At 38.2% G+C, this 24,472-nt stretch carries 22 protein-coding genes and 1 pseudogene; 8 read left to right on the top strand and 15 right to left on the bottom strand.

The window, feature by feature from the left end:
• Window positions 1–134 precede the first annotated feature (134 nt).
• The 11 genes from J4N46_RS11530 to gldA form a co-directional block, all read right to left on the bottom strand.
• Window positions 135–1,283, bottom strand: coding sequence for a cysteine desulfurase family protein (locus J4N46_RS11530; RefSeq protein ID WP_208059422.1), 1,149 nt, complete (start codon window positions 1,281–1,283; stop codon window positions 135–137).
• Window positions 1,284–1,309: 26 nt separating this feature from the next.
• Window positions 1,310–1,627, bottom strand: a complete 318-nt coding sequence (locus J4N46_RS11535) for a DUF6722 family protein (RefSeq protein ID WP_009415885.1) — start codon at window positions 1,625–1,627, stop codon at window positions 1,310–1,312.
• Window positions 1,628–1,668: 41 nt separating this feature from the next.
• Entirely contained in the window at window positions 1,669–3,531 is a 1,863-nt protein-coding gene (locus tag J4N46_RS11540) for an SLC13 family permease (RefSeq protein WP_208059423.1), read from the bottom strand.
• 46 nt (window positions 3,532–3,577) lie between these two features.
• Window positions 3,578–4,081 carry a phosphoribosyltransferase family protein gene (locus J4N46_RS11545; protein WP_009415883.1) on the bottom strand — a complete coding sequence of 168 codons (504 nt, stop codon included), beginning with the start codon at window positions 4,079–4,081 and terminating at the stop codon, window positions 3,578–3,580.
• Window positions 4,078–4,956, bottom strand: a complete 879-nt coding sequence (gene speB, locus J4N46_RS11550; protein WP_208059424.1) for an agmatinase — start codon at window positions 4,954–4,956, stop codon at window positions 4,078–4,080. The genes J4N46_RS11545 and speB overlap by 4 nt, the downstream gene beginning before the upstream one ends.
• Window positions 4,957–5,053: 97 nt before the next feature.
• Window positions 5,054–5,419: a DUF4293 domain-containing protein gene (locus J4N46_RS11555; protein WP_208059425.1), complete on the bottom strand. Its 366-nt coding sequence runs from the start codon at window positions 5,417–5,419 to the stop codon at window positions 5,054–5,056.
• Between the two features lie 55 nt (window positions 5,420–5,474).
• The gene (locus tag J4N46_RS11560) at window positions 5,475–6,380 is read right to left on the bottom strand and encodes a YitT family protein (protein WP_208059426.1); all 906 of its coding nucleotides are present in this window, start codon (window positions 6,378–6,380) and stop codon (window positions 5,475–5,477) included.
• A 55-nt stretch (window positions 6,381–6,435) separates the two neighbouring features.
• On the bottom strand, window positions 6,436–7,626 hold the full coding sequence (locus J4N46_RS11565) for a pyridoxal phosphate-dependent aminotransferase (RefSeq protein WP_208059427.1): 1,191 nt from the start codon (window positions 7,624–7,626) through the stop codon (window positions 6,436–6,438).
• A gap of 13 nt (window positions 7,627–7,639) precedes the next feature.
• Window positions 7,640–8,464 (bottom strand): endonuclease/exonuclease/phosphatase family protein, encoded by an 825-nt coding sequence (locus J4N46_RS11570; RefSeq protein WP_208059428.1) that lies wholly within the window; start codon window positions 8,462–8,464, stop codon window positions 7,640–7,642.
• A 43-nt stretch (window positions 8,465–8,507) separates the two neighbouring features.
• A complete protein-coding gene (locus J4N46_RS11575; RefSeq protein WP_208059429.1) occupies window positions 8,508–10,148 on the bottom strand; it encodes a M14 family metallopeptidase in 1,641 nt (546 codons plus the stop codon).
• A gap of 185 nt (window positions 10,149–10,333) precedes the next feature.
• Window positions 10,334–11,227, bottom strand: coding sequence for a gliding motility-associated ABC transporter ATP-binding subunit GldA (gldA, locus tag J4N46_RS11580; protein ID WP_009415876.1), 894 nt, complete (start codon window positions 11,225–11,227; stop codon window positions 10,334–10,336).
• Between the two features lie 586 nt (window positions 11,228–11,813).
• Between gldA and J4N46_RS11585 the strand changes: the two are divergent.
• From J4N46_RS11585 to J4N46_RS11600, 4 genes and pseudogenes are all read left to right on the top strand, one after another.
• Window positions 11,814–13,157 (top strand): annotated as a pseudogene (locus J4N46_RS11585) (GDSL-type esterase/lipase family protein); the annotation flags it as partial.
• Window positions 13,158–13,200: 43 nt separating this feature from the next.
• Complete coding sequence (locus J4N46_RS11590) at window positions 13,201–14,721, top strand: LysM peptidoglycan-binding domain-containing protein (protein ID WP_009415873.1); 1,521 nt, start codon at window positions 13,201–13,203, stop codon at window positions 14,719–14,721.
• Window positions 14,718–16,406 carry an MBOAT family O-acyltransferase gene (locus J4N46_RS11595; RefSeq protein WP_208059431.1) on the top strand — a complete coding sequence of 563 codons (1,689 nt, stop codon included), beginning with the start codon at window positions 14,718–14,720 and terminating at the stop codon, window positions 16,404–16,406. Before J4N46_RS11590 ends, J4N46_RS11595 begins: the two co-directional genes overlap by 4 nt.
• On the top strand, window positions 16,407–17,135 hold the full coding sequence (locus J4N46_RS11600) for a biotin--[acetyl-CoA-carboxylase] ligase (RefSeq protein WP_208059432.1): 729 nt from the start codon (window positions 16,407–16,409) through the stop codon (window positions 17,133–17,135).
• A gap of 18 nt (window positions 17,136–17,153) precedes the next feature.
• Here the strand turns inward: J4N46_RS11600 and J4N46_RS11605 are convergent, their stop codons facing one another.
• Both J4N46_RS11605 and udk read right to left on the bottom strand, forming a co-directional pair.
• On the bottom strand, window positions 17,154–17,468 hold the full coding sequence (locus tag J4N46_RS11605; protein WP_009415870.1) for a DUF5320 domain-containing protein: 315 nt from the start codon (window positions 17,466–17,468) through the stop codon (window positions 17,154–17,156).
• Complete coding sequence (gene udk / locus J4N46_RS11610) at window positions 17,465–18,079, bottom strand: uridine kinase (RefSeq protein ID WP_034557153.1); 615 nt, start codon at window positions 18,077–18,079, stop codon at window positions 17,465–17,467. Before udk ends, J4N46_RS11605 begins: the two co-directional genes overlap by 4 nt.
• A 206-nt stretch (window positions 18,080–18,285) precedes the next feature.
• On the opposite strand from udk, the gene J4N46_RS11615 reads away from it, so the two are divergent.
• The 4 genes from J4N46_RS11615 to J4N46_RS11630 all read left to right on the top strand — a co-directional run bounded on the left by J4N46_RS11615 (window position 18,286) and on the right by J4N46_RS11630 (window position 21,730).
• Entirely contained in the window at window positions 18,286–19,098 is an 813-nt protein-coding gene (locus tag J4N46_RS11615; RefSeq protein ID WP_208059433.1) for a M48 family metallopeptidase, read from the top strand.
• Between the two features lie 288 nt (window positions 19,099–19,386).
• Window positions 19,387–20,253, top strand: coding sequence for a glycoside hydrolase family 25 protein (locus J4N46_RS11620; protein ID WP_034557149.1), 867 nt, complete (start codon window positions 19,387–19,389; stop codon window positions 20,251–20,253).
• A 4-nt stretch (window positions 20,254–20,257) separates the two neighbouring features.
• Window positions 20,258–20,809: a 5-formyltetrahydrofolate cyclo-ligase gene (locus J4N46_RS11625; RefSeq protein WP_208059434.1), complete on the top strand. Its 552-nt coding sequence runs from the start codon at window positions 20,258–20,260 to the stop codon at window positions 20,807–20,809.
• Between the two features lie 75 nt (window positions 20,810–20,884).
• On the top strand, window positions 20,885–21,730 hold the full coding sequence (locus tag J4N46_RS11630) for a hypothetical protein (protein WP_208059435.1): 846 nt from the start codon (window positions 20,885–20,887) through the stop codon (window positions 21,728–21,730).
• A 73-nt stretch (window positions 21,731–21,803) separates the two neighbouring features.
• Here J4N46_RS11630 and J4N46_RS11635 read toward each other — a convergent pair whose 3' ends face one another.
• Window positions 21,804–22,577 (bottom strand): MlaE family ABC transporter permease, encoded by a 774-nt coding sequence (locus tag J4N46_RS11635; RefSeq protein ID WP_009415863.1) that lies wholly within the window; start codon window positions 22,575–22,577, stop codon window positions 21,804–21,806.
• Between the two features lie 8 nt (window positions 22,578–22,585).
• Window positions 22,586–24,118 carry a bifunctional phosphoribosylaminoimidazolecarboxamide formyltransferase/IMP cyclohydrolase gene (gene purH / locus J4N46_RS11640; RefSeq protein ID WP_208059436.1) on the bottom strand — a complete coding sequence of 511 codons (1,533 nt, stop codon included), beginning with the start codon at window positions 24,116–24,118 and terminating at the stop codon, window positions 22,586–22,588.
• Window positions 24,119–24,472: the final 354 nt, after the last annotated feature.

The following is a 24,472-nucleotide window of genomic DNA, read 5'->3' on the forward strand; positions in this document are numbered from 1 at the left end:
GATTACTGAAAAACGCTACTAAATTACAACTTTATTTTAAAACTCCTACTGTTTTACAAATAATTTTTGCTATTTTTTTCTATTTAATATATTAATATTCTCATTATCAGTATATAACAAAAATAAGAAATAGCTTACTTTTTTGCTATTTCTCCTAAAATTTTTATCAAATTATCTACCTCTTCTGTAGTATTTTGTATTGAAAACGAAAACCGTAAAGAGGGGTAACGCAAGCTCTCTGCTGGCAAAAAAGCCTGTAACACGTGCGACTCCCCTACACTACCACTCTGGCAGGCACTCCCTTTAGAGCAAGCTACTCCTTTCAAATCCAACTCAAACAATAAGGTATCTTTTTTATTTTCCCAATTAGGAAAGCCCACATTTAGTATGGTATGGCTACTTTTTTCCTTGTCCTGACTATTCCCGTTGAAAACCACCTCTGGAAAGTGTTCTTTAAGTGCCGCAATAAAATACTGTTTCAGCTGTTGTAACTTTTCAGTATGAGATGCCCTATCCCGATAAGCCAATTTCAAAGCCTCCTGCATACCCACTATATTGTGTACTGCCTCTGTACCTGCACGCAACCCTTTTTCTTGTTCGCCTCCATAAATCAAAGGGTGTAGTACGATACCTTTTCTGATAAAAGCAAAGCCCACCCCTTTAGGACCGTGAAATTTATGTGCCGATGCCGTAATAAAATCTACAGGTACTTCTCGCAAATCAATAGGCAAGTGTGCTACCGATTGTACCGTATCTGAATGAAAATAAGCACCGTACTTTTTGCAGAAAGCAGCCACTGTTGCCAATGGCAAAATATTGCCTATTTCATTATTCACATGCATTAAGCTTACCAATACTTTTTGGTCAGCGTACTGTTGTAGTAAAGTTTCTAAATGTTGTAAGCACACATCGCCTTCTGCCGTAAGATGTACATACACTATTTGTATGCCGTATTCTTTAGCCAGAGCCTCTACCGTGTGCAATACAGCGTGATGTTCTATAAGCGATGTGATTATTACCCGAACTCCTAAATCACGCACACAGCCACGCAGTATCAAATTATCTGCCTCACTCCCCCCCGAAGTAAATATAATTTCAGAAGACTGAGCACCAAGCTGCTGTGCTATTTGCTTGCGTGCTGTTTCTATCAAAGTACGGGTTTTCCTGCCCAAAGCATAGGTAGCTGAAGGATTGCCATAATTATCTGTAAGCACCTCTGTCATCTTTGCCACCACTTCACGGTGCAAAGCTGTGGTAGCTGCATTATCAAAATAGATATTCATAGCAATAGAAAAATTAAACTTTATAACTAATTGTTAGCTACTTTATTGGCTGCTGTGTTGTTATTAGAGTTAGGTGCTGCGTTATTACCGTTTTTCTTATTATTGTTATTGCGGTAATTATTGTTTTTCTTATTTCTATTAGCGTTATTATTGTTTTTATTGGTATTGTTATTCCCTTTTTGAGCGTTTGATAACCAAAGTCCTAACAACAAGGCGATAGAAGCTACCAAAGTTACCCACCAATAATTGGCTGCTGCATTACTATTGAATAATGGTGCTACAAAAAGCCCTACAAATATGTATTTTGATACATCTAATAAAAATTCTGAAATCCTTTTTTTCATCTTTTATTTTTAAAATTTTCGGCAAAGATAGTAATTATTTATCAATTGGCAAACGGAAACAGCAAAGGTAATACAAAAACCATTACAATGCCCATAATTATTTGTAATGGTAATCCTACTTTCACATAATCCATAAAGGTATAACGCCCTGCCGACATCACTAAAGCATTAGGTGGTGTAGAAAAAGGTGAAGCAAAACACATACTTGCCCCCACCGCTACTGCAAATAAAAAGGCTTGGGGCTGTAATCCTAATGTAACTGCTGTTTTTAAAGCAATAGGAGCTAACAATACTGCCGTAGCGGTATTGCTGATAAACATCGTCATTAGCGAAGTGGTAAAATAAACTCCTGCCAAAAGCACATAAGGACTTTTATCACCCAAACTTTCTACCAAACCGTTGGATACCAATGCCGAGACTCCTGTTTTTTCTAATGCCAATGCCATTGGTAGCATTCCTGCAATTAGCACAATACTTTCCCAGTTTATCGTTTTGTATGCCGACTCTATATTGCGCAACGCTCCTGAAATAACCATTAGCAAGGAGGCAATCAATACTGCTGTTACGGGGGCAATAGGGATAAAATCGAACATCATTGCCAGCACCATTGCCAGCATTATAAGAGCAGCTATAGGGGCTTTATGTGTAAGGGTTACTTTAGAGGCTTCGGCAAGTGGTTGCCCTAATACTACCAGCTGACTGCGTTCGGCACTCAATTTTCCTATATGATCCCACGTACCTTGTACCAATAGTATATCACCCGAATGCATCTTCTCTTCTTTCAAATTTTGCAGTATATAGCCATCTTTACGCTGAATACCTAAAATATTAAGCCCATAATGCTCACGCAATTTACTATCTTTGATAGGTGTATTTACCAATTTAGACGCTGGCATTATCAATACTTCTGCAATACCTATATCGTGAAAATGAAGTTCATTAGGCATACGCTCTTCAGGGTGATGTGCTTCTAAAAAGCTAAAACCATTCTCAGCGTTCATTTGTTCTATAAACTCAAAACCTCCGCTTAGGTAAAGTATATCACCCTCATTCACTATTGTTTGGGCACTCACCACCTCTTGGCTACCCGTTTTAAAAAACGGATTGTTGGAAGTTGCTTTTCGCCTGATTTCTAATACCGATACTTTATAGCGTTGTGAGAGGTTCAGCTCTTTTAGACTTTTACCCACTGCAGCCGATTGTTCGGTTACCAATACCCTGTACAAGTTTTTAGACAGCTGATACTCGCCTACCAAGTCGTTTAAAGTTTTCCCCCCCTTGTTCTTGTCAGTTTTATTATCTCCTTTTTTGTTCAAGAACCAACCGCTTACGGGTATCAATACCAAAAGTCCTACCAGCAAGCATACCAATCCTACAGGCGTGAATGAGAAAAAAGACAGTTTTTCATAGCCTGCTTTCACCATTTCACCTTCAATTACTAAATTGGGAGGCGTACCTATGAGGGTCATCATTCCCCCCATACTGCTAGCAAAAGCCATAGGCATCAGCAGGCGACTACTATTGATGTTGCCACTCATTGCCATACTCACTACTATAGGCATCATCAGGGCTACAGTACCCGTATTGCTCACAAAAGCACCTATAAATGAGGTTACCAACATCACCAATACCAACAGTTTTACTTCGCTATCACCTGCCAGCTTTAGTATTTTGCTGCTTATCATTTTAGCCAAGCCTGTTTGGAAAATAGCCCCTCCCACCACAAAAAGTCCTATCATCATTACTACCACTTTATCCGAGAATCCAGATAGAGCTTCTTCGGGAGTCAGTATTCCAAAGAGTACCAGCAAGACCAAAGCGCACATCGCCACCAAGTCGGAACGTACTTTCCCACTCATAAACAGCAATGACGATACCAATAATATAATCAGGGTTGTATACATAATTTGCTAATTTCCAAATTTGCTAATTTTCCAATTTGCTAATTACCTAATTGTTTTGACTTGACAAATTAACCGAATAGTTTCCTTCCTCAAAGACTACCGATATATGCTCTTGTAACGAAGTAGAAAGTGAAATTCCCTTAAAGTCAGCTTTAATAGGATAACGCTTGTGGTTTCTATTCACCAACACAGCTGTAGTAAGTTTCTTCAAAGGCACTTCCAAAAAGTGTTTTACTCCATAAATAAGTGTAAGTCCTGAGTTTAGCACATCATCTACCACTATTACCGCTTTATGAGTGTAATGTTCGGCAGCTACTGTAGTAGTAATGCCTTGCAAAGGGTTCTTCTTATCCATTACCACCTTGCAAAGAGTAACTTTCAGTGAGCAGATTGCAGCTAAGGCTTCTGCCAACTTTTCAGCCAACACAAAGCCATTACCATTGATACCTGCCAGCACAATTTCCTCTTCATCTAAGTGATTTTCATATATTTGATAAGCTATACGCCTTATTTTATGCTGAATATCTGTGTGATTTAATATTTGTGTCATAAAGCACTTCTTTTTTTATTTTTATATTTAAAGTAATACGCCAGCATTTTGTAATAAAGTTTAGCTGCCAAAAAGGCTGTAGGTTTAGCCTGAGCACTATCCATTAGCTCAACGATATCAAAAGCTACCACATTGCACTTTTTAAACACCTTTCGCAATAGTTTCAAGGTGGGATACCATTGCAATCCACCTGGTTCTGGGGTACCTGTTGAAGGGGCTATGGCGGGGTCAAAAGCATCTAAATCAATAGTGATATACACATTACCTGATACTTTTTCAAGCACATCATCTATCCATCCTGCAGGGTTTTTAGCAATTTCGTGAGCAAAGAACACGCGCCCTTTTGGCAAATATTGTTTTTCTTCAGCATCCATAGAGCGAATACCTACTTGCACCAATTTGTGTTTTTGGTTAGCCTCAAACACTGCACAAGCGTGGTTGGAGGTAGAACCGTGATATTCGGGGCGCAAATCAGTATGTGCGTCCAACTGCAGTACGGTAAGTTTTTCGTATTTCTCACCCACAGCTCGTATAGAGCCTATAGAAACTGAGTGTTCACCACCAAAAAGCGTGAATAGTTTATCTTCGTGTTGTAGCAGTTCTTTAGTTTTTTGGTAAACAGCTTCGGTCATAGCCTCTGGCGAACTATTTTCACTCACTTCGCCTGCCATATACACCCCATTGAGGTAAGGCTCACTATCGGTTTCGATGTCGTAAAGTTCCATATTTTCAGAAGCGTCTAAAAACAATTCAGGACCTTTATCAGCTCCTTTACCCCAAGTGGAAGTACCATCATAAGGTACTGTTACAAGCATTACTTTTGCATTTTCTAAAGTAGCATTCTCTTCGGGAATACCCGCATAAGTTCTTTTCATTTTTGTTGTTGTTAAATTTTTGGCAAAGATAATAAAAAAATCCTAAGTTTCATAACTTAGGATTTTTTTAACGCACAACACTACTAAGATTATAGGTTTATCGCAATCGGTCTGCTGATTTTACAAGTCTTTCGTCCCGTAAGATAGCCTTATTGGCTAAAAACAAGAAAACGATAGAAAGCACAGGTACAAAGAGCCCAACACCTTTCTCAGAAACAAGTTCTCCAGATGAATTTAGCATACGATATACAAATACCCCTAATAAAGTAACATTTATAAGTATGTTCAGCCAATTCAACAATAGCTGAAAACGTCTTTTTTTGTATTTTAAAATTGTATAGATTGCCAATATAGCTGAAGCTGCAAATAGCAACAATTTAAGCCACTCTACATCTAAAAAAAATGTGAGTATGCCTACTACAGCCACCAATAGCAAATAAACAGTTTGTATTCTTTGGATCATCGTTCTTAATATTGAATGTGCAAATGTACTATTTTTTTTTATTTCTCCAAAAAAATTATTTTAGTTTATCAAAGCCGTTCCCATAAACTCCCATAACATTGGTTTTGGTTACAAAAGCGGAAGGGTCTATACTGCGTACTAGTCTAAAGATAGAAGTAGCCTCTGTACGCCTTGCGATTACTATCACTATTTTTTGTGATGATTTGGAGTACCAGCCTATCCCGTCTATCACTGTACAGCCTCGTTTCAGTTCGGTATTGATATGAGTTGCAATCTCGTCATAATGCTTTGAGAAAATAAATAACTGCACCGACTGGCGCGCACCATTAATCACAATTTCCACCATTTGCCACATCAGCGGTAGTAAGATAAGTCCGTAGATTGTTTTTTCGAGCGTATCTTCTTTATGTTCTAAAATAAAATATGAAGAAATCACGATACATACATCTACTACCAAAAGAATACGTGCTATACTGATACTATAATATTTAGTAACCACAAAACCAATAATATCCGTACCCCCTGTACTACCATTGGCAGAATACACGAGCCCTAAACCTGTACCGCACAACAATCCGCCCATAATCACGTTCAGAAAGTCGCCGCTCAATGGAGGGTGTTCCGCAAAATAAGGTGTTAAATACAATTGTCCTACCCAAAGAAAAGCCGATAAAATAGAAATAGACACGAGGGTGCGGTACGTAAATTGTCTGCTTACCGCTTTTAGTCCTATCAGCAACAATATTATATTGATAATCCAATACGAAAGAGCTAATTTTATCCCCAATTTATAGTTAATCATCAAGCAGACCCCTGCCAAGCCGCCTGTTACTATTTTTGAAGGCACCAAAAATCCTGTTACCCCTAAGGCGTAAGCCACCAACCCCATAAAGATGGTTAAATAATCACGAAGGTAAAAAGATTTTAGGTATTTGATAGTTCGGTTATCACTAATTGCCATAACTTTTTTTGTTGAATATTTTTATTGTTTCAGGCTGCAAAGGTAATATTTTTAATTAACCCTGCAAACTTTCTTTGATACGAGCAATAGCCTTTCGCAATTCTTCTTCCGAAGCTGCATAGGAAAGCCTAATGCATTTAGGGTCGCCAAAAGCTTCCCCAGTAACGGTAGCTACCCCTGCTTCTTCAAGCAAATACAACGAAAAATCGGAGGCATTATTGATAGTGCGCCCACGTAATGTTTTCCCAAAGAACGAAGATACATCGGGAAAAACATAGAATGCTCCTTCGGGTACATTTAGTTTCAGTCCTTCTATTTCGCCTAAGAGTTGCAACACTAAATTACGGCGTTTTAAAAACTCATCTATCATATACTGTATTTTGCTTTTAGGAGCACGAAGTGCCACGATAGAGGCGCGTTGAGCAATGGCATTGGTACCGCTGGTTACCTGTCCTTGCACTTTGTTGCAAGCTTTGGCAATCCATTCAGGAGCAGCCAAATAGCCTATACGCCAACCCGTCATAGCAAATGCCTTTGAGAGTCCGTTTACGGTAATTGTACGGTCGTATAAGCCATCTATTTCAGCCATACTTGTATAGTTGCCTGTAAAGTTGATATACTCATAAATCTCATCTGATAAAATAAAGATATTAGGGTATTTGCGTAACACTACAGCGAGGGCTTCCAACTCTTCTTTGCTATATACTGAGCCACTAGGGTTATTAGGTGAGTTGAACCACACCATTTTGGTCTTAGGAGTAATTGCTTTTTCTAACTGAGTAGGTGTAATTTTAAAGTCGTTTTCTATAGTAGTAGGCACTTCAACAGGTATACCTCCTGCCATTTTGGCTATTTCTTTATAACTTACCCAATAAGGGGCAGGGAATACCACCTCATCACCGGGATTTATCATAGCCAGAGCGACATTTGCCAAGCACTGTTTAGCCCCTGTAGAGACTACTATTTGCGAAGGCTTGTAGTGCAAGTGGTTATCGCGCAATAGTTTTTCGCAAATAGCCTCGCGCAGTTCTAAATACCCATCTACAGGCGTGTATTTGCTATAATTTTGGTGTATAGCCTCTACAGCTGCCTCTTTGATAAAATCAGGGATATTAAAATCGGGCTCACCTAAGCTCAAGCCTATAATATCTTTGCCTTGCGCTTTAAGCTCGCGCGTTTTGGCTGCCATAGCAAGGGTTGCTGAAGCTTCCATTGCATTGATACGTTCCGATAAAAATTCTTTCATATTAACAGTGCTATTAATTTAGTTCTAAAGTAGTTATTACAGGCAGATGGTCAGAGGGATAGAGGCCATCAATGCGTGTAGTTATAATTTGATAGTTGCGTACTTTTATTTTTTTGCTTACAAAGATAAAGTCGATATGCCCACGCAGGGGTTCGTCTGTTTTAAACTGGTTAAAAGTGCCCATTGCAGGGGTAGCGTTGGTGGGTGATAGCTGGGTATCATAAAGTTGGCTAGCTATTTTTTGTACAGCCACATCTTCAGTTGGCAGGTTGAAATCACCCATTAGAATTATTTTTCCTTTTTTGGCTATTTGTTTTATTTTTTGCAAAACCAAGTCGGCGCTGCGTTGTTGTGCTTCACGCCCTTCGTGGTCGAAATGGAGGTTGAACACCCAAAAGACTGCACGCTGGTCTTGCAGTTTTACCCACGAGCAAATACGATTACAGCAAGTAGCGTCCCAACCTTTTGAAGGAACATCGGGGGTTTGTGAAAGCCAAAAATTACCGCTATCTAATAGCTTGAAACGTTCTTTTTTGAAAAAGATAGCAGCGTGTTCGCCAGCAGCCTTTCCGTCATCACGTCCTACCCCTTGGCGCTGGTAACTGGGAAAGTGCTGCTCTAAGGCTTCTACTTGGTGTGCTAAAGCCTCTTGTACCCCAAAAATATCAGGGTTATTGTCGTTTATCACAGTAAAAACCTTCTCTTTGCGATTGCCGTCCGTCCAAGCATTTACTCCATCGGAAGGATTATCATAGCGGATATTGTAGGTCATTACCTTTAGTGTTTGTGCTGTACTAGCCAAGGGCAATGCTGCTAAAATCAATAATAAAAACTTCATAATATAAAATGTTCATCAATGTTATTTGGTATTGTAAGCCTCGCTAAAGCTTTCTATAAATAGGGTAAATAGGTTTAGGACTATAAAGGCTGTCCTCTTCAGCAGGGGTAAGGATATTGTCAAAAAAGTTCCAATTAAAGAACGAATCGGGGGCTTCGGGTTCTAAAACTTCTAAGAGGTACTTTGCGGCAGGTTGTGATAGAGGAACTTGATAGTCGCCTTTGTACAATTGTACTCGGGTAGTATCGGCAATTACGTGAGTATCGTAGTGCCAATAATGCCCTTCTACGGGTGAAGAGAGTGTTTTGAAACTCTCTATTTTATAGCGCACTACGCTCATCAGTGTATCCTTATCTATCATTGTCATTTGCACATTGTTAGCCTTGAGTCTATCTATTACTTTTTGGAAAACTTTAGGCACTATATAAGATTGTGGTATGGTAATACTTTTGGTAGGCTTATAGCGGTTGTAAAATGCTACTTCTTGTACTAGAGGCTTTTGATGATTCAAATGTACCACCTCAGTAATTGTATCAATTTCGTAGGTATAGAAAGGCAAATTAACACATTGGGTACTATCAATAGCCCAAGAGAATGCGTAATTTTTTTGAGCTTCGTTGCTTTCTTTTTGTTTTATTTTGAGTTGTTTGATATAGGCATAATCTCTATCGGCTACCTCTACAATTGTTTTCATCATTTCGTAATTGGCTTCTACTCGTTGCCTATAGGGTTTCTTTACGTGAGTATTAATACGGATACCCATACAATCGTATAGGGTAGCATAATCAATCGCTTGGACAGGAGAATGAGGTGTTTCTTCGGGAAAAATACGCCAAAAGGGAGGTGTTATGGTATCATTCATCAAAATACGTTTCGGTTTGAATGATTTTTGAGCTATTTTTTGTTCATTTTTACCACTTAGGAGGTCTTTTTGCCGTTTTAATAATGAATCAGCTATTTTTTGGAAGTCTTCTTGTCGTTTTAGTAGAGAATCGGATACTTTGGTGAGTAGTTGTTCGCGTAAATAAGTACCTAAATAGTTACCTAACTTATCGGTTTGTGAGGTAGTGTAGGTGAGCACATACTGATAGTCGGCAGCTGTGTAGTGAGTGTAATTATCTATAAAGACATCGGGGTGCACCATTTGGAATATTTTGGCAAAGGAAAGCGCGTTTTGGGTATCGTTTTTGATTACATCAAGATTCAAATCATAGTTCGTAATTGTTTTACGATAGTTTTTGCCTTGTAGTGCTCCTATGTTGTAGACAGGGATTGCTACAACTATCACATTTTCGGAGAGTTTTATTTCGTTTTGAGCTAAGTTACGGAATAATAGCATTGTAGCATCAACTCCATCGGTATCATTGCCATAAGTAGCATTATTGATAAAAACGATGGTACGTTCTTCTTGATATTTATTGAGATTGAACTCGGCATCGGGGCTGTAGATTACTAAATGCAGTGGTACGCCGCTATCGGTTTGTTCTACAGTGCGGAGAGAGATAGTGCTAAATTCGCTAGATAGACGCTTATAGAAATCTATTACCTCATCATAGGTAGCGCTTTTAGTACCTTCGGAACGTTCAAAAGGAGTTTGAAAGTCTTTACTACCAAAGTAGAAAGGGGTATCGCAACCTACAATAAGGGATAGTACTAAAGATAGAAAGAGTATTTTTTTTATCATATCAAGCTTTTTTGAGTATTACACATTGTAAAAAGATTAAACTAAAGCTATAATATTTATCAATAAAACACTGGTTATCAAATTGCTAATTATTTATTAGCTTATTGTCACCTCATTTTGTTTTTCTATTGGAAAATTCATCGGCAAAGGTAACCCTTTTTTGTGCAAATAACAAATGTTTTTTGTTAATTTTTAGTGAGTTCGGCAAATATTTGTTCTAAATCTTTGTGTTTGTGGTTTATCTGTAGTATTTTAAGTCCGTTTTCTTTGGCAAAATCAAACACTGCGGGGCGCATATCGTTATGGGTATCAAATTGCAGCTGGTAGAAAAAGTCATATACATTGCTGACAGCAACTACAGAGGGCAATTGGCGCAATAGGCGTTCTTCTACTCTGTAATCAAAAGCTACCTCTATGATTTGTTGGTTGCCTTGCAGCTCGGTCATATTTTTATCGAGGACAATATTGCCTTTATGCAATACAATAACGCGGCTGGCAACGGCTTGTATTTCTTGCATAATATGCGATGAGAGCAATACGGTTTTGTGTTTTCCGAGTTCTTTTACAATATTTCTTATTTCTACTAACTGATTAGGATCCAGACCTGTAGTGGGTTCATCTAAAATTAAAACTTTAGGGTCGTGAATGAGTGCTGAAGCCAGCCCCACCCGTTGGCGATAGCCTTTGGATAATGCTTCTATTTTTTTATTACTTTCGGGTAACAAACCTGTGAGAGCGATGACCTCCTCTACCCTATTGCGTGGCACTGCGGGGTATAAATTGGCAGTAAATTGCAAGTATTCACGCACATACATTTCTGTGTACAGGGGATTGTGTTCGGGCAAATAGCCTATAGTACGTTGTGCTTTTATGGGGTTTTTAATTATATCTATCCCATCAATAGTAATAGAGCCTTCAGTGGGGGTGAGTGCACCTGTGAGCATCTTCATAGTGGTAGTTTTTCCTGCGCCATTTGGACCTAAAAATCCTGTTATTTCTCCGTTATGGAGCTGAAAATCAATGTGATTAACGGCTGTTTGCTGGTTATATACTTTTGTGAGATTATGTACTGTTATCATATTGTGCTTGTTTTTTCAGCGTACAAAAGTAGTTCTTTTTTTTGAAATACGGAAATTAGGGATTAGGACTTTAATCCAAACGCACAAAATTAGGAGAAAATTAAGGTGCTGTCGCTCATCCTTTTCGTCACATACTCGGCTGCGCCAGCTCGGTGCGAGCCGCACAGGCTTTTATCCTTCGTCACATACTCGGCTGCGCCGACTTTCCTTCGCTTATCTTCTCCTTATCTTCCCCTTATCTTCTCCTTATCTTCCCCTTATCTTCTCCTTATCTTCCCCTTATCTTCCCCTTATCATTCGCTTATCATTCGCTTATCCTTCGCTTATCCTTCGTCACATACTCAGCTGCGCCAGCTCGCCGACTTTCCTTCGCTGATCCTTCGGTGAAGCTTCGGTGAATTTTGAATTCTGAATTTTGAATTGGGGGGGTAAAAAAACTTTAGCAAACTTTCAGAGTTTGCCAAAGTGTATGGCACACGGGCAATCGAGGAATGGGAGGGTGGATTTTGGTGGTATGTGTTAATTTTTTTTTGCTATTTGAAAAAAGTTTTATATTTTTGCACGTTGAAAGCAAACTAAATTACTCGTGAATAAGAACTATTTCAAACAAGCTCTCTTTATTGCTCTGTTGGCTACAGCTATTTTTATGGCTTTTAAAACTTTTTTGCCCAACCGTATTTTTCCTGAAAATAAACATACGGGTAGCAATATTGTAGCCGATAGTTTGATGATTGAGGCTATGGCAGGTAATGAAATAGACAAGGTTTTGGGTGAGGCTGCTGATTCGCTAGCTACAGCTAAAAAATTGCATACAACTGAACAGTATTTGTTTGGCTTTTTTAAAAAGTTGAAACAATTGGAAACTACTCATCAGGGACATATTCGCATTGGTTATTACGGTGATTCGATGACTGATGGTGATTTGATAGTGCAGGACTTGCGGTTGCTTTTTCAGAATGCTTTTGGAGGTGAAGGTATTGGTTTTTTACCCATAGCCTCGGAGTCAGCAAAATCACGGGCGAGTGTGTGGCATAGTTATTCAAATACTTGGCGAACACAATCGTATGTGAATGTAAAGAAACCAAGTCGCCCGTTTGGGGTGAGTGGGCAGGTGTTCTTTGTGCAAAGCAATAATAGCTGGTTGCAATATAAGGCATCTAATCAGCCGCATATCAGTATGTTATACGCTCCGCAATTGTATTACGGGCGTTCGTTGAACAAAGAAGCTAAAGTGGAAATTGTATATAACGACACTGTGAAGGTGGTGAAACCGCTAAATGCGGATAAGCCGCTAAATGTGTTGTCGCTAACTGATGGACTTACTACTAAGGGTGTAAAAATGACTTTCTATCAAGCAGATAGTATTCCTTTTTACGGTGTTAGTTCGGGGCAAAACCAAGGGGTGTATGTAGATAATTTTTCGAGCAGGGGGAATTCGGGCTTGCCTATTACGCTTTTTAGTCCTGAACTGATGAATCGGTTTGATAGTGCGTTGGGCGGTTATGACCTTATAGTGCTTCACTTTGGAGCTAATGTGCTAAACTATGGTTCGTTGGATTATTCTTTTTACAAAAAGGGTATGACGAAGGTAGTAAATCAAATAAGAGCTTGTTTTCCGAATGCTTCGGTACTTATCATCTCGACAGCTGATAAATCGAGTAAAATAGATGGGGTGATGAAAACCAATAGGGCTGTAGTTCCTTTGGCTAAAGCACAAGAGGCTTTTGCTAAAGACACAAAGTGTGGGTTTATCAACTTATATGAGCTAATGGGGGGCGAGGGTAGTATGAAAGAATGGGTAGAGGCTACTCCTTCGCTTGCGAGCAAGGACTACACGCACTTCAATGCTAAAGGGGCTAAAAAGGTAGCTCACTTACTTTACAACAAACTGATGGAGGAGTATCACGCCCAATATCAGAAAAACAACAAATAAAAGTCCGCTTGTAATAATAAAGAAAATAACAAAACAACTAATGAAAATAAATGTATTAAAGAAACTTTTAGCTTTAGGGGTATTTACTATGACGGTAGGAGCTTACTTGAGTGTAAATTACTCTACAGCTATCAACTTGGCTAATGCAAAACCGCATAATGACCCTATAAAGGCTGCGAATAAGGATGCACTGGCTGAAGCAGCAAACAACGACAGAGACGAAGAGGATAACCCTGCGCCTGAGGCTTTTGATAACTTGTACAATCCTACAGCTCTGAATCCTTTTTTTGAGAAACTGATGAGCTTGGATACATTTCACGATAGGAAAATAAACATCGTACATATAGGGGATTCGCACATACAGGCTGATGTAATGACAAACCTTGTACGCAACAAGCTGCAAGAGAACTTTGGCAATGCTGGGCTGGGGTTGGTATTCCCATATTCGCTACTAAAGACTAACGGAGGTAGGAATGTGTCATTCTCATCAAATATTATTTGGAATGGGGAGAAAACTTCACCACAAACGGGTATTACGGGGTATGCGCTATCGACCAATAAGAAGAATTTTGTGATTGAACTGAACTTAAAGAATAAAGAATATGCTTTTAATACTGTGAAGATTATCACTCCTGATAACCAGCGGCTATTTGAACTGGCTACTAATGTAGGGAAAGTTACGCCTTTGAAGCATTCTACAGCTAAGAGCATCACTCACAAAGTAAGCAAGGGAGAAACGCTATACAGCATTTCGCGAAAGTACCATTCTACTGTAGAACAATTGAAGAAACTTAACCATTTGCAATCGGGGGGAATACGTGTAGGACAGGTGCTAAAAGTGGGTACTAAAGCAGCAGAAAACAATGTAGCTACTAAAGTGGATATGAGTAATGCTACGATATTGGACGGCAATACATTGTATAACTACTATATGTATGACAACTTAGACAGCTCGGAAAAGATTTACTTAACCCCCAATAACGAAAGTGATGCTTTTACGCTTGACGGGATAGTATTGGAAAATAAGAACAATGGCATCATCTATCACACTATAGGGGTGAATGGGGCTCATTTTTCGGACTACAACAAGTCTGCTCGTTTTTTTGAACAAATAAAGGCTTTAGAGCCAGACTTATTGATTATTTCGCTGGGGACTAATGAAACCTTTGGGCGTATGACCGCTGAGCGTTATAATACACAAGTAGCAAAATTTATAGCTGAAGTACGTGCTCATTACGGCAATTGCCCAATACTCTTTACGACTCCACCTCCTTCGCTATATAAGCGCAAGAACCCTAATCCGCTATGTGGGGAATATGCTGATGCTCTTATAGGCAAATCGGTACGAGGGAACTACAGCGTATTTGATTTATATCGCGCATTGGGCGGTAGCGAGGCAATGGATCACTTTATAGACGATCACTTAATTGCCAATGACCGAGTGCATTACACTCGCTCAGGCTATTTGGTGCAAGGCGACTTGTTTTACAACGCATTTATCAGTAACTACTTACTTTACAAAAAACAGTCTAAACTACCTTTAAAACCTTATCTGAATTGAACACAGCAGCCATTGCCACAGAGTGGTGGGAATACTTTAACGGACTTACATATCAGCAAATAACCGATTGGTTTACTTATCATAAAAACAACCCATTATTATTCAGTAGTGGGTTATTTTTAGGGCTTTTTTTAGTTTTTTATGCGGTATATATCGTTACGCGCAAACATTCGCATTTTCGTACGGTGTACGTAACGCTATTTTCACTGTTTTTTTACTATAAAGCTGGAGGTAATTACTTTGTACTTTTGATACTATCTTCGCTAATGGATTATTATTTTGCTGGCGAAATACACAAAAGTGAAAACCCTGCAAGGCGGAAGCTGTTCTTAGCCATTAGTATGGTTACGAACCTTGGGTTATTGGGATATTTTAAATATACTAACTTCTTGATTGATAGCTTTAATGCTATACTGAGTAGCAACTTTGCCTTACAGGATATATTCCTACCTGTAGGGATTTCATTCTATACTTTCCAGACAATGAGCTACACAATTGATGTGTATAGACGTGAGATAACTCCTGCAAAAAGTTTCTTGGATTTTACGTTTTTTGTGTGCTTTTTTCCTCAATTGGTAGCAGGTCCTATAGTGCGTGCTAAAGATTTTATTCCGCAGATATACAAGAAAATAAGCCTAACAAAAGAAGAAACCTCTTTGGCTTTATTTCTAATTATAGGCGGTTTGCTAAAGAAGGCGGTGATTTCGGACTATATTTCACTAAACTTTGTGGATAGAGTGTTTGAAGCTCCTAATAATTATAGCGCTATTGAGAACTTATTGGCGGTATACGGCTATACGTTACAGATATATTGTGATTTTTCAGGGTATTCGGATATGGCAATAGGGCTTGCTTTGCTAATGGGTTTTACGCTACCTACGAACTTTCGTACTCCTTACCAATCGCAAAATATCACTGAATTTTGGCGTAGGTGGCATATTTCACTATCTACGTGGCTAAAAGATTATTTATATTTTTCGGTAGGAGGTAACCGAAAGGGTACTTTTTGGGGGTACTTTTTCCCTACTATATTTTTTATAGCAAGCTTTATTTGGGCTTTTAGGATGCTGCCTACCAATAATTTGCCTCTATATATTGTAACGGGAGCATTTTTGCTATTTGTAATAGCTATAATAGTAGCAAAAGACCGAAAAAAAGCCGTGCGAAGCCATTTCAACCAAATGACAACAATGTTGCTGGGGGGCTTATGGCACGGTGCTAACTTGCGATTTATTATATGGGGTGCGCTACACGGCTTGGCACTTGCCATACACAAAACATTTACCGAATATTTTGGTAAAAAAGACAACAAAAAAACAACTTTATGGCAGCGCTGTAGCAGTGCCTTTTTTATCCTGCTTACTTTTCATTTTGTGGCTTTTTGCTGGATATTTTTCCGAGCAAAAGATTTTGACATTGCTCTTACCATTATGAATAATATTAGTGAGCTTAGTTGGGATTTTGAAAAGTGGAAAGCTATTGTATTAGGATATGAAAACGTTTGCCTACTAATGGCAATAGGCTATATATGGCATTTTTTCCCTGCTAATATGAACGAACAGCTTAAGAACTTGTTTAACAGTATGCCTATTACCTTTAAAGCTGTGATTATAGCGCTTGTATTTTGGGTAGTATATGCTACTGCCAGCAGTGATGCACAGCCTTTTATTTATTTTCAGTTTTAAATGAAACTTATCACACTCTCTTCTACCGACTCTACCAATCGTTACCTGAAGGACTTGGTGCACAGCGGTGCGTTGTTGCCAAATTTTTTGACGGTATTTACCCCCATACAAACGGCAGGTGTGGGACAATATGGCGCTAAATGGCAAAGTGCCCCTCATATAAACCTAACTTTCAGTACTCTCTTTACGCCTGAAAACTTGATGATTGAACGCGGATTTGTATTGAATATGTTAGTACCCATAGCCGTAGTAAAAGCTCTAAAAACTTTGGGAATTGCTGAGGAAATAAACATAAAATGGCCTAATGATATTGTAATAACACGGAAGAAAATAGGGGGTATTTTGATAGAAAATATAATACAAGGGCAACAGATTATAAAGAGTGTAATAGGAATAGGGCTGAATGTAAATCAAACTAATTTTGAAGGCTTACCCAAAGCATCGTCATTGGCAAAAATTACAGGACACACCCTAGAAGTAAAAAAAGTATTGGAAGAAGTAATGCGCGCCTTGGAAGAAACTTTACTACAGCCAATGGATTTTGAGCAAGTGTACCCTGAATATGAGGCATTGCTATTTGGGCTGGAAAAAGTAGCTACCTTTCGTTTGCCTGAAGGAGAAATTTTTATGGGAATCATTAAAGGTGTAGCTGCTAATGGCAGGCTAATAATAGCTACCGAAAGTGGAGAGAAAGCATTCCGACTAAAAGAAGTAGAAATGCTGTATTAATGCGCTATTGCCTATTGACTAATTAATAGTGTCATATTCAATAATAAACACTTCTTCGTCATCGTGTTTTAGATAATAGGCTTCGCGCCCTAATTTTTCTTTACCTTCTTCAGTATAAAGCTCCTCCAATTGTTTTCTATCTACTTCAATCTCCTTTTGTAAGAATTGTTTTTGCTTGTTTAGCTTCTCAATCTCTTTATCGTATTCGTGATGCGCAAGAAATGAGCCAGAGCCTATAAAAATCATAATAATCATAAAAAAGAAGAGCACCGTAAGATATAAACGGTAACCATATAAGAGCGATTTGAGAAAATCTATAGTCTTTCTTTTCATTTTTGATACACTCGGTTATGAACAATCGTTTTAATAATATCAATCGCAACTGTATTGTAGCGATTATTAGGGATTATAATATCGGCAAACTCCTTCATAGGTTCAATAAACTGCATATGCATAGGCTTAAGCGTGTTTTGATAACGATTGAGCACCTCTTCTACATCACGACCTCGCTCGGTAATATCACGCTTGATGCGGCGAATCAGACGCTCGTCAGAATCGGCGTGAACAAATATTTTGATATTGAACAAATCGCGAATATCAGGGTGAGAAAAAATAAGTATCCCCTCAACAATCACCACATTAGTAGGCTTGACCAGCACAGTTTCTTTGGTACGATTGTGCTCTACAAATGAATAAGTAGGAGTATCAATAGTTTTTCCTGCTTTTAGTGCAAGAAGATGCTCTTTAAGAAGATCAAAATCAATAGAATTAGGATGGTCAAAATTTATTTGTGTACGCTGTTCAAAGGTAAGATGCGAAAGATCTTTATAATACGAATCCTGTGAAATAACTGTAACATCTTCAGCAGAAAGTTCATTAACAATCTGATTTACAACTGTAGTTTTACCACAGCCTGTACCTCCTGTAATTCCTATAATAAGCATTTTATTCTGAGTTATGAATTTTGAATTATAATCTGGGTGCAAAGATACAAAATAATGTTTAATGTTCAATGTTTTATCTACCTCATACAATACCTTTGCAATTCTTTATTTTCAACAAAGGAAAATAGGCGAGCTGGCTGGAAAATAAATTTGGCTATTCAAAATAAAATTCTTACATTTGTGCCATAATTAAAAAATAAACTAATATGAAAAAAATAATTATTACTGTTGCCTTGGCAATAGCTTGCTGGGGTGGCGCACAAGCTCAAAAAATTAACCTTACCAAAGCTGCAAGTGCTGCAGTAAAAGGAGCTAAAGCACTCACTTTTAGCAATGAAGATGCTATAAAGCTCTCTAAAGAATCTGTAGAATGGATGGATGCTCACAACCCTGTTACCGACAGCAAAAATGCTTATACCAAAAGGCTTAATCGCCTATTTGGCAAACATAAAAGCGAAGATGGGCTTACCCTAAACTACAAAGTATATAACGTAGTAGATATCAACGCTTTTGCTTGTGCCGATGGCAGTGTGCGTGTATTCTCGTCATTGATGGATTTGATGACTGATGATGAGCTATTGGCTATCATTGGGCACGAAATAGGACACGTGAAAAACGAAGACACTAAAGATGCTATTAAAGCAGCCTACACCCGTGCAGCACTGCAAGATGCAGGTGCAGCCGCTTCGGAAAGCGTACGAAAACTCAGTGATACCGAACTTGGAGAAATGGCTGAAGGTATCTTGGGAGCTTCACACAGCAAAAAACAAGAATCACAAGCCGATGAATACGCTTATAACTTTATGAAAAAACACGGTTATGACGTAGTTGCAGTTTATACTGCCTTCAAAAAGTTGGCATTACTTTCAAAGGGAGATACACAAAGCAAATTTCAAAAGATGATGAGCTCACACCCCGATAGCGAAAAACGTGCTGAAGCTGCTAAAAAACGCGCTATCAAAGACGGGCTTTGGAAAGACCCAGGTGAAGTAACACTGCCCAAAACTCCTATAAAATAACCCTCTTATCACCAATACTTGAGGGAGGCTGAAAAGTTTTAATGCTAAAAGTATTTGATTATCAGTTCTATAATTATTAACATCCCCCCTACTACCCTTTTCAAAAGGGAGGAAATGCCGAAGTAGTACTATTAAAGACTTTTTGGACAGGCTCTGTGTGGCACAATTGTACTAAAGACTTTTTGGACTGCCTCAAGTTTTTGGATTATCATACTACAAAATTGATTATTAATTATAAAACTCCTATAACCATAACCGTCAGTAACATTGAGAAAAAAACAAAATACACTGAAAAAAACAAGAAGAAAACCCACCACATACCATACTCCTAAAAAAAAGAAATTATCGGCAGTACTGAAGTATTTGCTGCTATTTTTTGTATTGCTAATAGCACTCTTAATGGCTGGCACATTCTACTTGCGAGCTTATTATCCTACTTATTACCAAAAAATACTCAACAAACTTTTTTATAGCAAAACTAATACTCTATACGAAAACGAACGCATTGCCCGTATCATTACTCTGCATAGCGATAAAATATTTGGGATAGACCTCTCCCACTACCAAGAACGTGATGAAATACAATGGGATAGCCTTTATATTACAGATAAAAGGGCTAAATACCCTTTGCAATTTGCTGTCTTTAGAGCTACAATGGGCAACCAAACTACTGATAAAAACTTTGCTCATTTTTGGGTAGAAGCCAAAAAACACAACTTGATACGCGGTGCCTACCACTACTACCGCCCCGATGAAGACCCTGTAAAACAAGCTAATTCGTATATCAATAACGCTCCATTAGAAAAGGGTGATTTGCTTCCTATCATTGATGTAGAGCAATTGCCTAAAGAAAAATCGGTAGTACAATTTTTAAAAGATATACAAACTTGGCTGGACTTGGTAGAAAAACATTTTCAGCGAAAACCGATTCTTTACACTTATATCAATTTTTACGAAGAACATTTGTATTCAATGTTTGGGGACTATCCTCTGTGGGTAGCCAATTACAATAATGTAGCTATCCCTACTCACGTTTTTAAATGGCAGTTTTGGCAATTTACCGAAAATGGTATTACCCCAGGTGCTAAAGTGAAAATAGATTTCAACGTATTTAATGGAGATAAGGAAAAACTTAAAACCTTCTTAATCAAATAAAAAGATGACTAAAAAAGACTTGCGGAAAATTTATATGCAAAAGCGCAGCACTCTTACCCCAGAAGAACGTGCCGCTATGAGCCAAAAAATAACCGATGAACTCATAGCTATGGAAGCTCTTTGGCAATTTAAAACTTTTCATATATTCCTAACTATAAAAAAACTAAACGAGATAGATACCGCCCCCCTAATAGCCTTTATGCAGAAAAAAAACAGGCAAATAGTGGTACCACGAATGAACCCTGAGACTAAAAACATAGATTCGGTACTGCTAACTAATGATACTGTGTTGGAAACAAATGCTTGGGGAATAGACGAACCTAAAGGGGGTAAGATTATCTCACCCGATAAAATAGATGTTGTATTCGTGCCTCTATTAGCTTGCGACTATCGGGGTAATCGGATTGGCTATGGTGGCGGCTATTACGATCGCTTTTTAGCGCAATGTAAGCCTGATGTACTAAAAATAGGTCTTTCATTCTTCCCCCCCGAAACTGATTTATCACCTTTTATGACTGAAAAAGACATACGGGTAAGTCTTATTTGTACTCCTTAAAAGTAATAGCATCTTGCAGATTGTAATTATTTTATTACTTTTGCAGCCTCAAAATAACTAAAAAAATATCAATCAATGAAAAAAATGTTTTTAAGTGCAATGCTTGGCTTTGCTACTATAGCTACCTTTGCACAAACGGAGCCCGATAACGCTCCTGCGCGTTACACTGCCAACAACAAAGGCAAAATATTTTTCTTTTGGGGCGGTAATCGTGGCTACTACACGGATTCTGACATTACCTTCACCGGTAGTAACTACAACTTTACTATCAATGATGCTGTTGCTGTTGATAGACCTAAAGGATGGCATATAGATTATATCAATCCTTTGCGTATGACTATCCCGCAAACTAACTGTCACGTAGGCTACTACATCACCAATAACTATACTGTTTCTTTGGGAGTAGACCATATGAAATACGTAATGAAGAATAACCAAACAGTAAAGATGAATGGTTACATCAGTGGGTCTGGTACTTCACACGATGGCGTATACAACAACGCTGACAAAGTGCTTACTGAAGACTTCCTTACCTTTGAACACACCGATGGGCTAAACTATGTAGTTGCTGAAGGAGCTCGTATAGATGATATTTCGCGACTTTTTGGTATTCGCAATACCGACAAGCTACAGGTAAGCCTTACTGAAGGGCTTGGTTTTGGCGTAATGTATCCTAAATCGAATACTAAATTGCTAAACAAGGAGCGCTACGATGAGTTTCACATTGCAGGGATAGGTGTAAATGCTAAAGCTGGATTGCACCTTACATTCTTCAAATACTTTTTGATAGTAGGTGAACTAAAAGGTGGCTACATCAATATGTACGACGTACGCACTACCTACGATATTGCCGATAAAGCTAAACACGATTTCTTCTTCTTTGAAACTGTATTAGGAGTAGGAGGAACATTTAGATTTTAAGCGTTTTTATAAGACATAAAAAAATCCGGTAGCGTTTTGCTATCGGATTTTTTTATGGTTTGTTATTGTATAGTTACGCATAAAACAATTGCGTAATTATAGAGTTGAAAAAGATAATTACTATACTTGTCCATACAAATGATAGGGTGCTTGCTTTACCTACATCAAGTGCGCCTCCTTTCATATAATAGCCGTGATATGAGGGAATTGTAGCTAATAAAAAGGCAAATATAAGCGTTTTGGTGAGTGCGTAAAACAAACTGTACATAGTAAAATCATATTGTACCCCTTGTACAAACTCGCTTGTTGTAGAATAACCACTTGCTACTGATGATATCCAGCCTCCTAATACTCCTATTACCATTGCTAAGGCTATTAAAAAAGGCATAAAAAGCATTGCTATAATTTTAGGAAACACTAAGTAATTCACTGAATTTACTCCCATAATATCAAGGGCGTCTATTTGTTCTGTTACTCGCATTGTTCCTATACTTGAAGTGATAAATGATCCTACCCTACCTGCTAATACTATTGAAATAAAGGTAGGAGCAAACTCTAACACTATAGATTGGCGTGTGGCAAACCCTATCAGATACTTTGGGATAAAAGGATTATTTACATTCAATGCTGTTTGTACTGCCACTACAGCTCCTACAAAGAATGAAATAAAAAGCACAATACCCAATGAATTTAGTATAAGATCTTCCAACTCACGCATTATTAAATCTTTTGTAATAGACCAACGCGTTTGTTTTCTAAAAACATTATAGAGCATCACAAAATAACCAGCAATAGCTACGAAGTGTTTTTCGAATGGTTTTTCTAGTATTTCTATTATCTTTAGCATCTTTTTTATTAGTGTTTAAAGTGTCGTACTCCAGTAAGCACCATTGCTATTTGGTGAGCATTACAATAGTCGATACTTAAATTGTCTTTTATAGACCCTCCTGGTTGTATTACAGAACGAATACCTGCTTTACCGGCAATCTCTACGCAATCGGGGAAAGGGAAAAAGGCATCGCTTGCCATTACAGCGCCATTAAGGTCAAATTTAAATTCTTTAGCTTTCTCGATAGCTTGTTTAAGAGCATCTACACGGCTTGTTTGTCCTGTACCACTGGCTATAAGTTGTTTGTTTTTGGCAAGCACTATGGTATTGGACTTGGTGTTTTTGCATATTTTAGAGGCAAAGAACAAGTCTTTAAGGTCTTCTGCACTTGGTTTAGTATCGGTAACGTATTGCAAATCGGTGATTGAGTCGGTTTTAAGGTCTTTATCTTGTACCAAATAACCATTTAGGCAGGAACGAACACTTACTGTAGGCAATTGCAATTGTTTTTGCACTAAAATAATGCGGTTTTTCTTCTGTTTTAGTACTTCTAACGCTTCATCGGTATATGATGGTGCAATAATGACTTCAAAGAACAAAGAATGAATATCTTCGGCAGTGCCTAAATCGATGGTTGTATTAGCGATAAGGATACCTCCAAAAGCCGATACGGGGTCGCCTGCTAAGGCTGCTTGGTAGGCTTCCCTGATGGTGTTGCGTGTAGCTACTCCGCAAGCATTATTATGCTTTAAGATAGCAAAAGTAGGGGCATCATTGGCGAACTCGCTAATTAGGTTTACCGCAGCATCTACGTCTAACAAGTTGTTGTATGAAAGTTCTTTGCCGTGTAGTTTAGTGAAGAGCGCTTCAAAATCCCCATAAAAACGTCCTTGCTGGTGAGGGTTTTCGCCATAACGCAATACCTCGCCACGGGGTTCGCTTAGTTTTAGTGCTGGAAGTTGTTCGGTTTGGTTGAAATAGTTGAAGATAGCGGTGTCGTAATGTGATGACACTTGGAAAGCTTTTGCAGCAAATGTTTTGCGTTGTGCCAATGTGGTACTTCCTTTTTGGTCATTTAATATTTGCAATAGAGCACCATATTCATCTACTGATGCTACACAAAGCACATCTTTGAAGTTTTTAGCTGCCGCACGGATAAGGGAAATGCCTCCTATATCAATTTTTTCAATAATCTCTTCTTGAGTAGCACCGCTGGCTACCGTTTTTTCAAAAGGATACAAATCTACAATCACTACATCTATTTGTGGGATTGTGTATTGTTTCATTTCCTTAATATCGGTTTCGTTGTCTTGCCGATTTAGGATTCCCCCAAATATTTTGGGGTGTAATGTCTTCACTCTACCTCCAAAGATAGAGGGGTAGTTGGTAATTGTTTCAACAGGGATTACTTCTACTCCTAATTTTTTAATAAAGGCTTCTGTACCTCCGGTGGAATAGATTGTAAAATCTAAATCTTTCATTTTTTGAATGATAGGCTCTAATCCTGTCTTATCAAAAACGGAAATCAATGCTGATTTTGCTTGCTTTGCAGTGCTCATTTGGAAAAATATTTGTATTTTTACGCTGCAAAGATAATAATTAAATAGCAAATGGCAAATGGCAAATGAGAAATCTTTTTTGTTTATCCTTCGCTAATCCTTCGCTAATCCTTCGCTCAAGGTTCGGTGAGAAGAATTGGGAATTTTGAATTTTGAATTTTGAATTTTGAATTTTGAATTTTGAATTGGCGGGGCAGTGGAACGGGAGGTTATGAGTTTGTAGAAAAAGATTTTTCAGATAGTCTCTTAATTCATAATTATTTCATATATTTGCAGAAAAATATTTTTGCTGACTGAAAGAGTTTTGTTTTGTGAGGCTGATTGATTTTTGGGATAGCTTCTGGCTGTAAAAAC

It is taken from the genome of Capnocytophaga bilenii (assembly GCF_017565765.1).
Classification (GTDB): domain Bacteria; phylum Bacteroidota; class Bacteroidia; order Flavobacteriales; family Flavobacteriaceae; genus Capnocytophaga; species Capnocytophaga bilenii.

Excerpts from the sequence above, each read along its gene's own strand:
- J4N46_RS11635 (WP_009415863.1), bottom strand. The coding sequence starts at position 22,577 with ATGCTAAAGATAATAGAAATACTAGAAAAACCATTCGAAAAACACTTC.
- gldA (WP_009415876.1), bottom strand. The coding sequence starts at position 11,227 with ATGATAACAGTACATAATCTCACAAAAGTATATAACCAGCAAACAGCC.
- J4N46_RS11560 (WP_208059426.1), bottom strand. The coding sequence starts at position 6,380 with ATGGCAATTAGTGATAACCGAACTATCAAATACCTAAAATCTTTTTAC.
- J4N46_RS11630 (WP_208059435.1), top strand. The coding sequence starts at position 20,885 with ATGAAAAAAATGTTTTTAAGTGCAATGCTTGGCTTTGCTACTATAGCT.
- J4N46_RS11570 (WP_208059428.1), bottom strand. The coding sequence starts at position 8,464 with ATGAAGTTTTTATTATTGATTTTAGCAGCATTGCCCTTGGCTAGTACA.
- J4N46_RS11590 (WP_009415873.1), top strand. The coding sequence starts at position 13,201 with ATGAAAATAAATGTATTAAAGAAACTTTTAGCTTTAGGGGTATTTACT.
- J4N46_RS11605 (WP_009415870.1), bottom strand. The coding sequence starts at position 17,468 with ATGAAAAGAAAGACTATAGATTTTCTCAAATCGCTCTTATATGGTTAC.
- purH (WP_208059436.1), bottom strand. The coding sequence starts at position 24,118 with ATGAGCACTGCAAAGCAAGCAAAATCAGCATTGATTTCCGTTTTTGAT.
- J4N46_RS11575 (WP_208059429.1), bottom strand. The coding sequence starts at position 10,148 with ATGATAAAAAAAATACTCTTTCTATCTTTAGTACTATCCCTTATTGTA.
- J4N46_RS11600 (WP_208059432.1), top strand. The coding sequence starts at position 16,407 with ATGAAACTTATCACACTCTCTTCTACCGACTCTACCAATCGTTACCTG.
- J4N46_RS11530 (WP_208059422.1), bottom strand. The coding sequence starts at position 1,283 with ATGAATATCTATTTTGATAATGCAGCTACCACAGCTTTGCACCGTGAA.
- J4N46_RS11615 (WP_208059433.1), top strand. The coding sequence starts at position 18,286 with ATGAAAAAAATAATTATTACTGTTGCCTTGGCAATAGCTTGCTGGGGT.
- J4N46_RS11535 (WP_009415885.1), bottom strand. The coding sequence starts at position 1,627 with ATGAAAAAAAGGATTTCAGAATTTTTATTAGATGTATCAAAATACATA.
- J4N46_RS11545 (WP_009415883.1), bottom strand. The coding sequence starts at position 4,081 with ATGACACAAATATTAAATCACACAGATATTCAGCATAAAATAAGGCGT.
- speB (WP_208059424.1), bottom strand. The coding sequence starts at position 4,956 with ATGAAAAGAACTTATGCGGGTATTCCCGAAGAGAATGCTACTTTAGAA.
- udk (WP_034557153.1), bottom strand. The coding sequence starts at position 18,079 with ATGCTTATTATAGGAATTACAGGAGGTACAGGCTGTGGTAAAACTACA.
- J4N46_RS11625 (WP_208059434.1), top strand. The coding sequence starts at position 20,258 with ATGACTAAAAAAGACTTGCGGAAAATTTATATGCAAAAGCGCAGCACT.
- J4N46_RS11565 (WP_208059427.1), bottom strand. The coding sequence starts at position 7,626 with ATGAAAGAATTTTTATCGGAACGTATCAATGCAATGGAAGCTTCAGCA.
- J4N46_RS11555 (WP_208059425.1), bottom strand. The coding sequence starts at position 5,419 with ATGATCCAAAGAATACAAACTGTTTATTTGCTATTGGTGGCTGTAGTA.
- J4N46_RS11540 (WP_208059423.1), bottom strand. The coding sequence starts at position 3,531 with ATGTATACAACCCTGATTATATTATTGGTATCGTCATTGCTGTTTATG.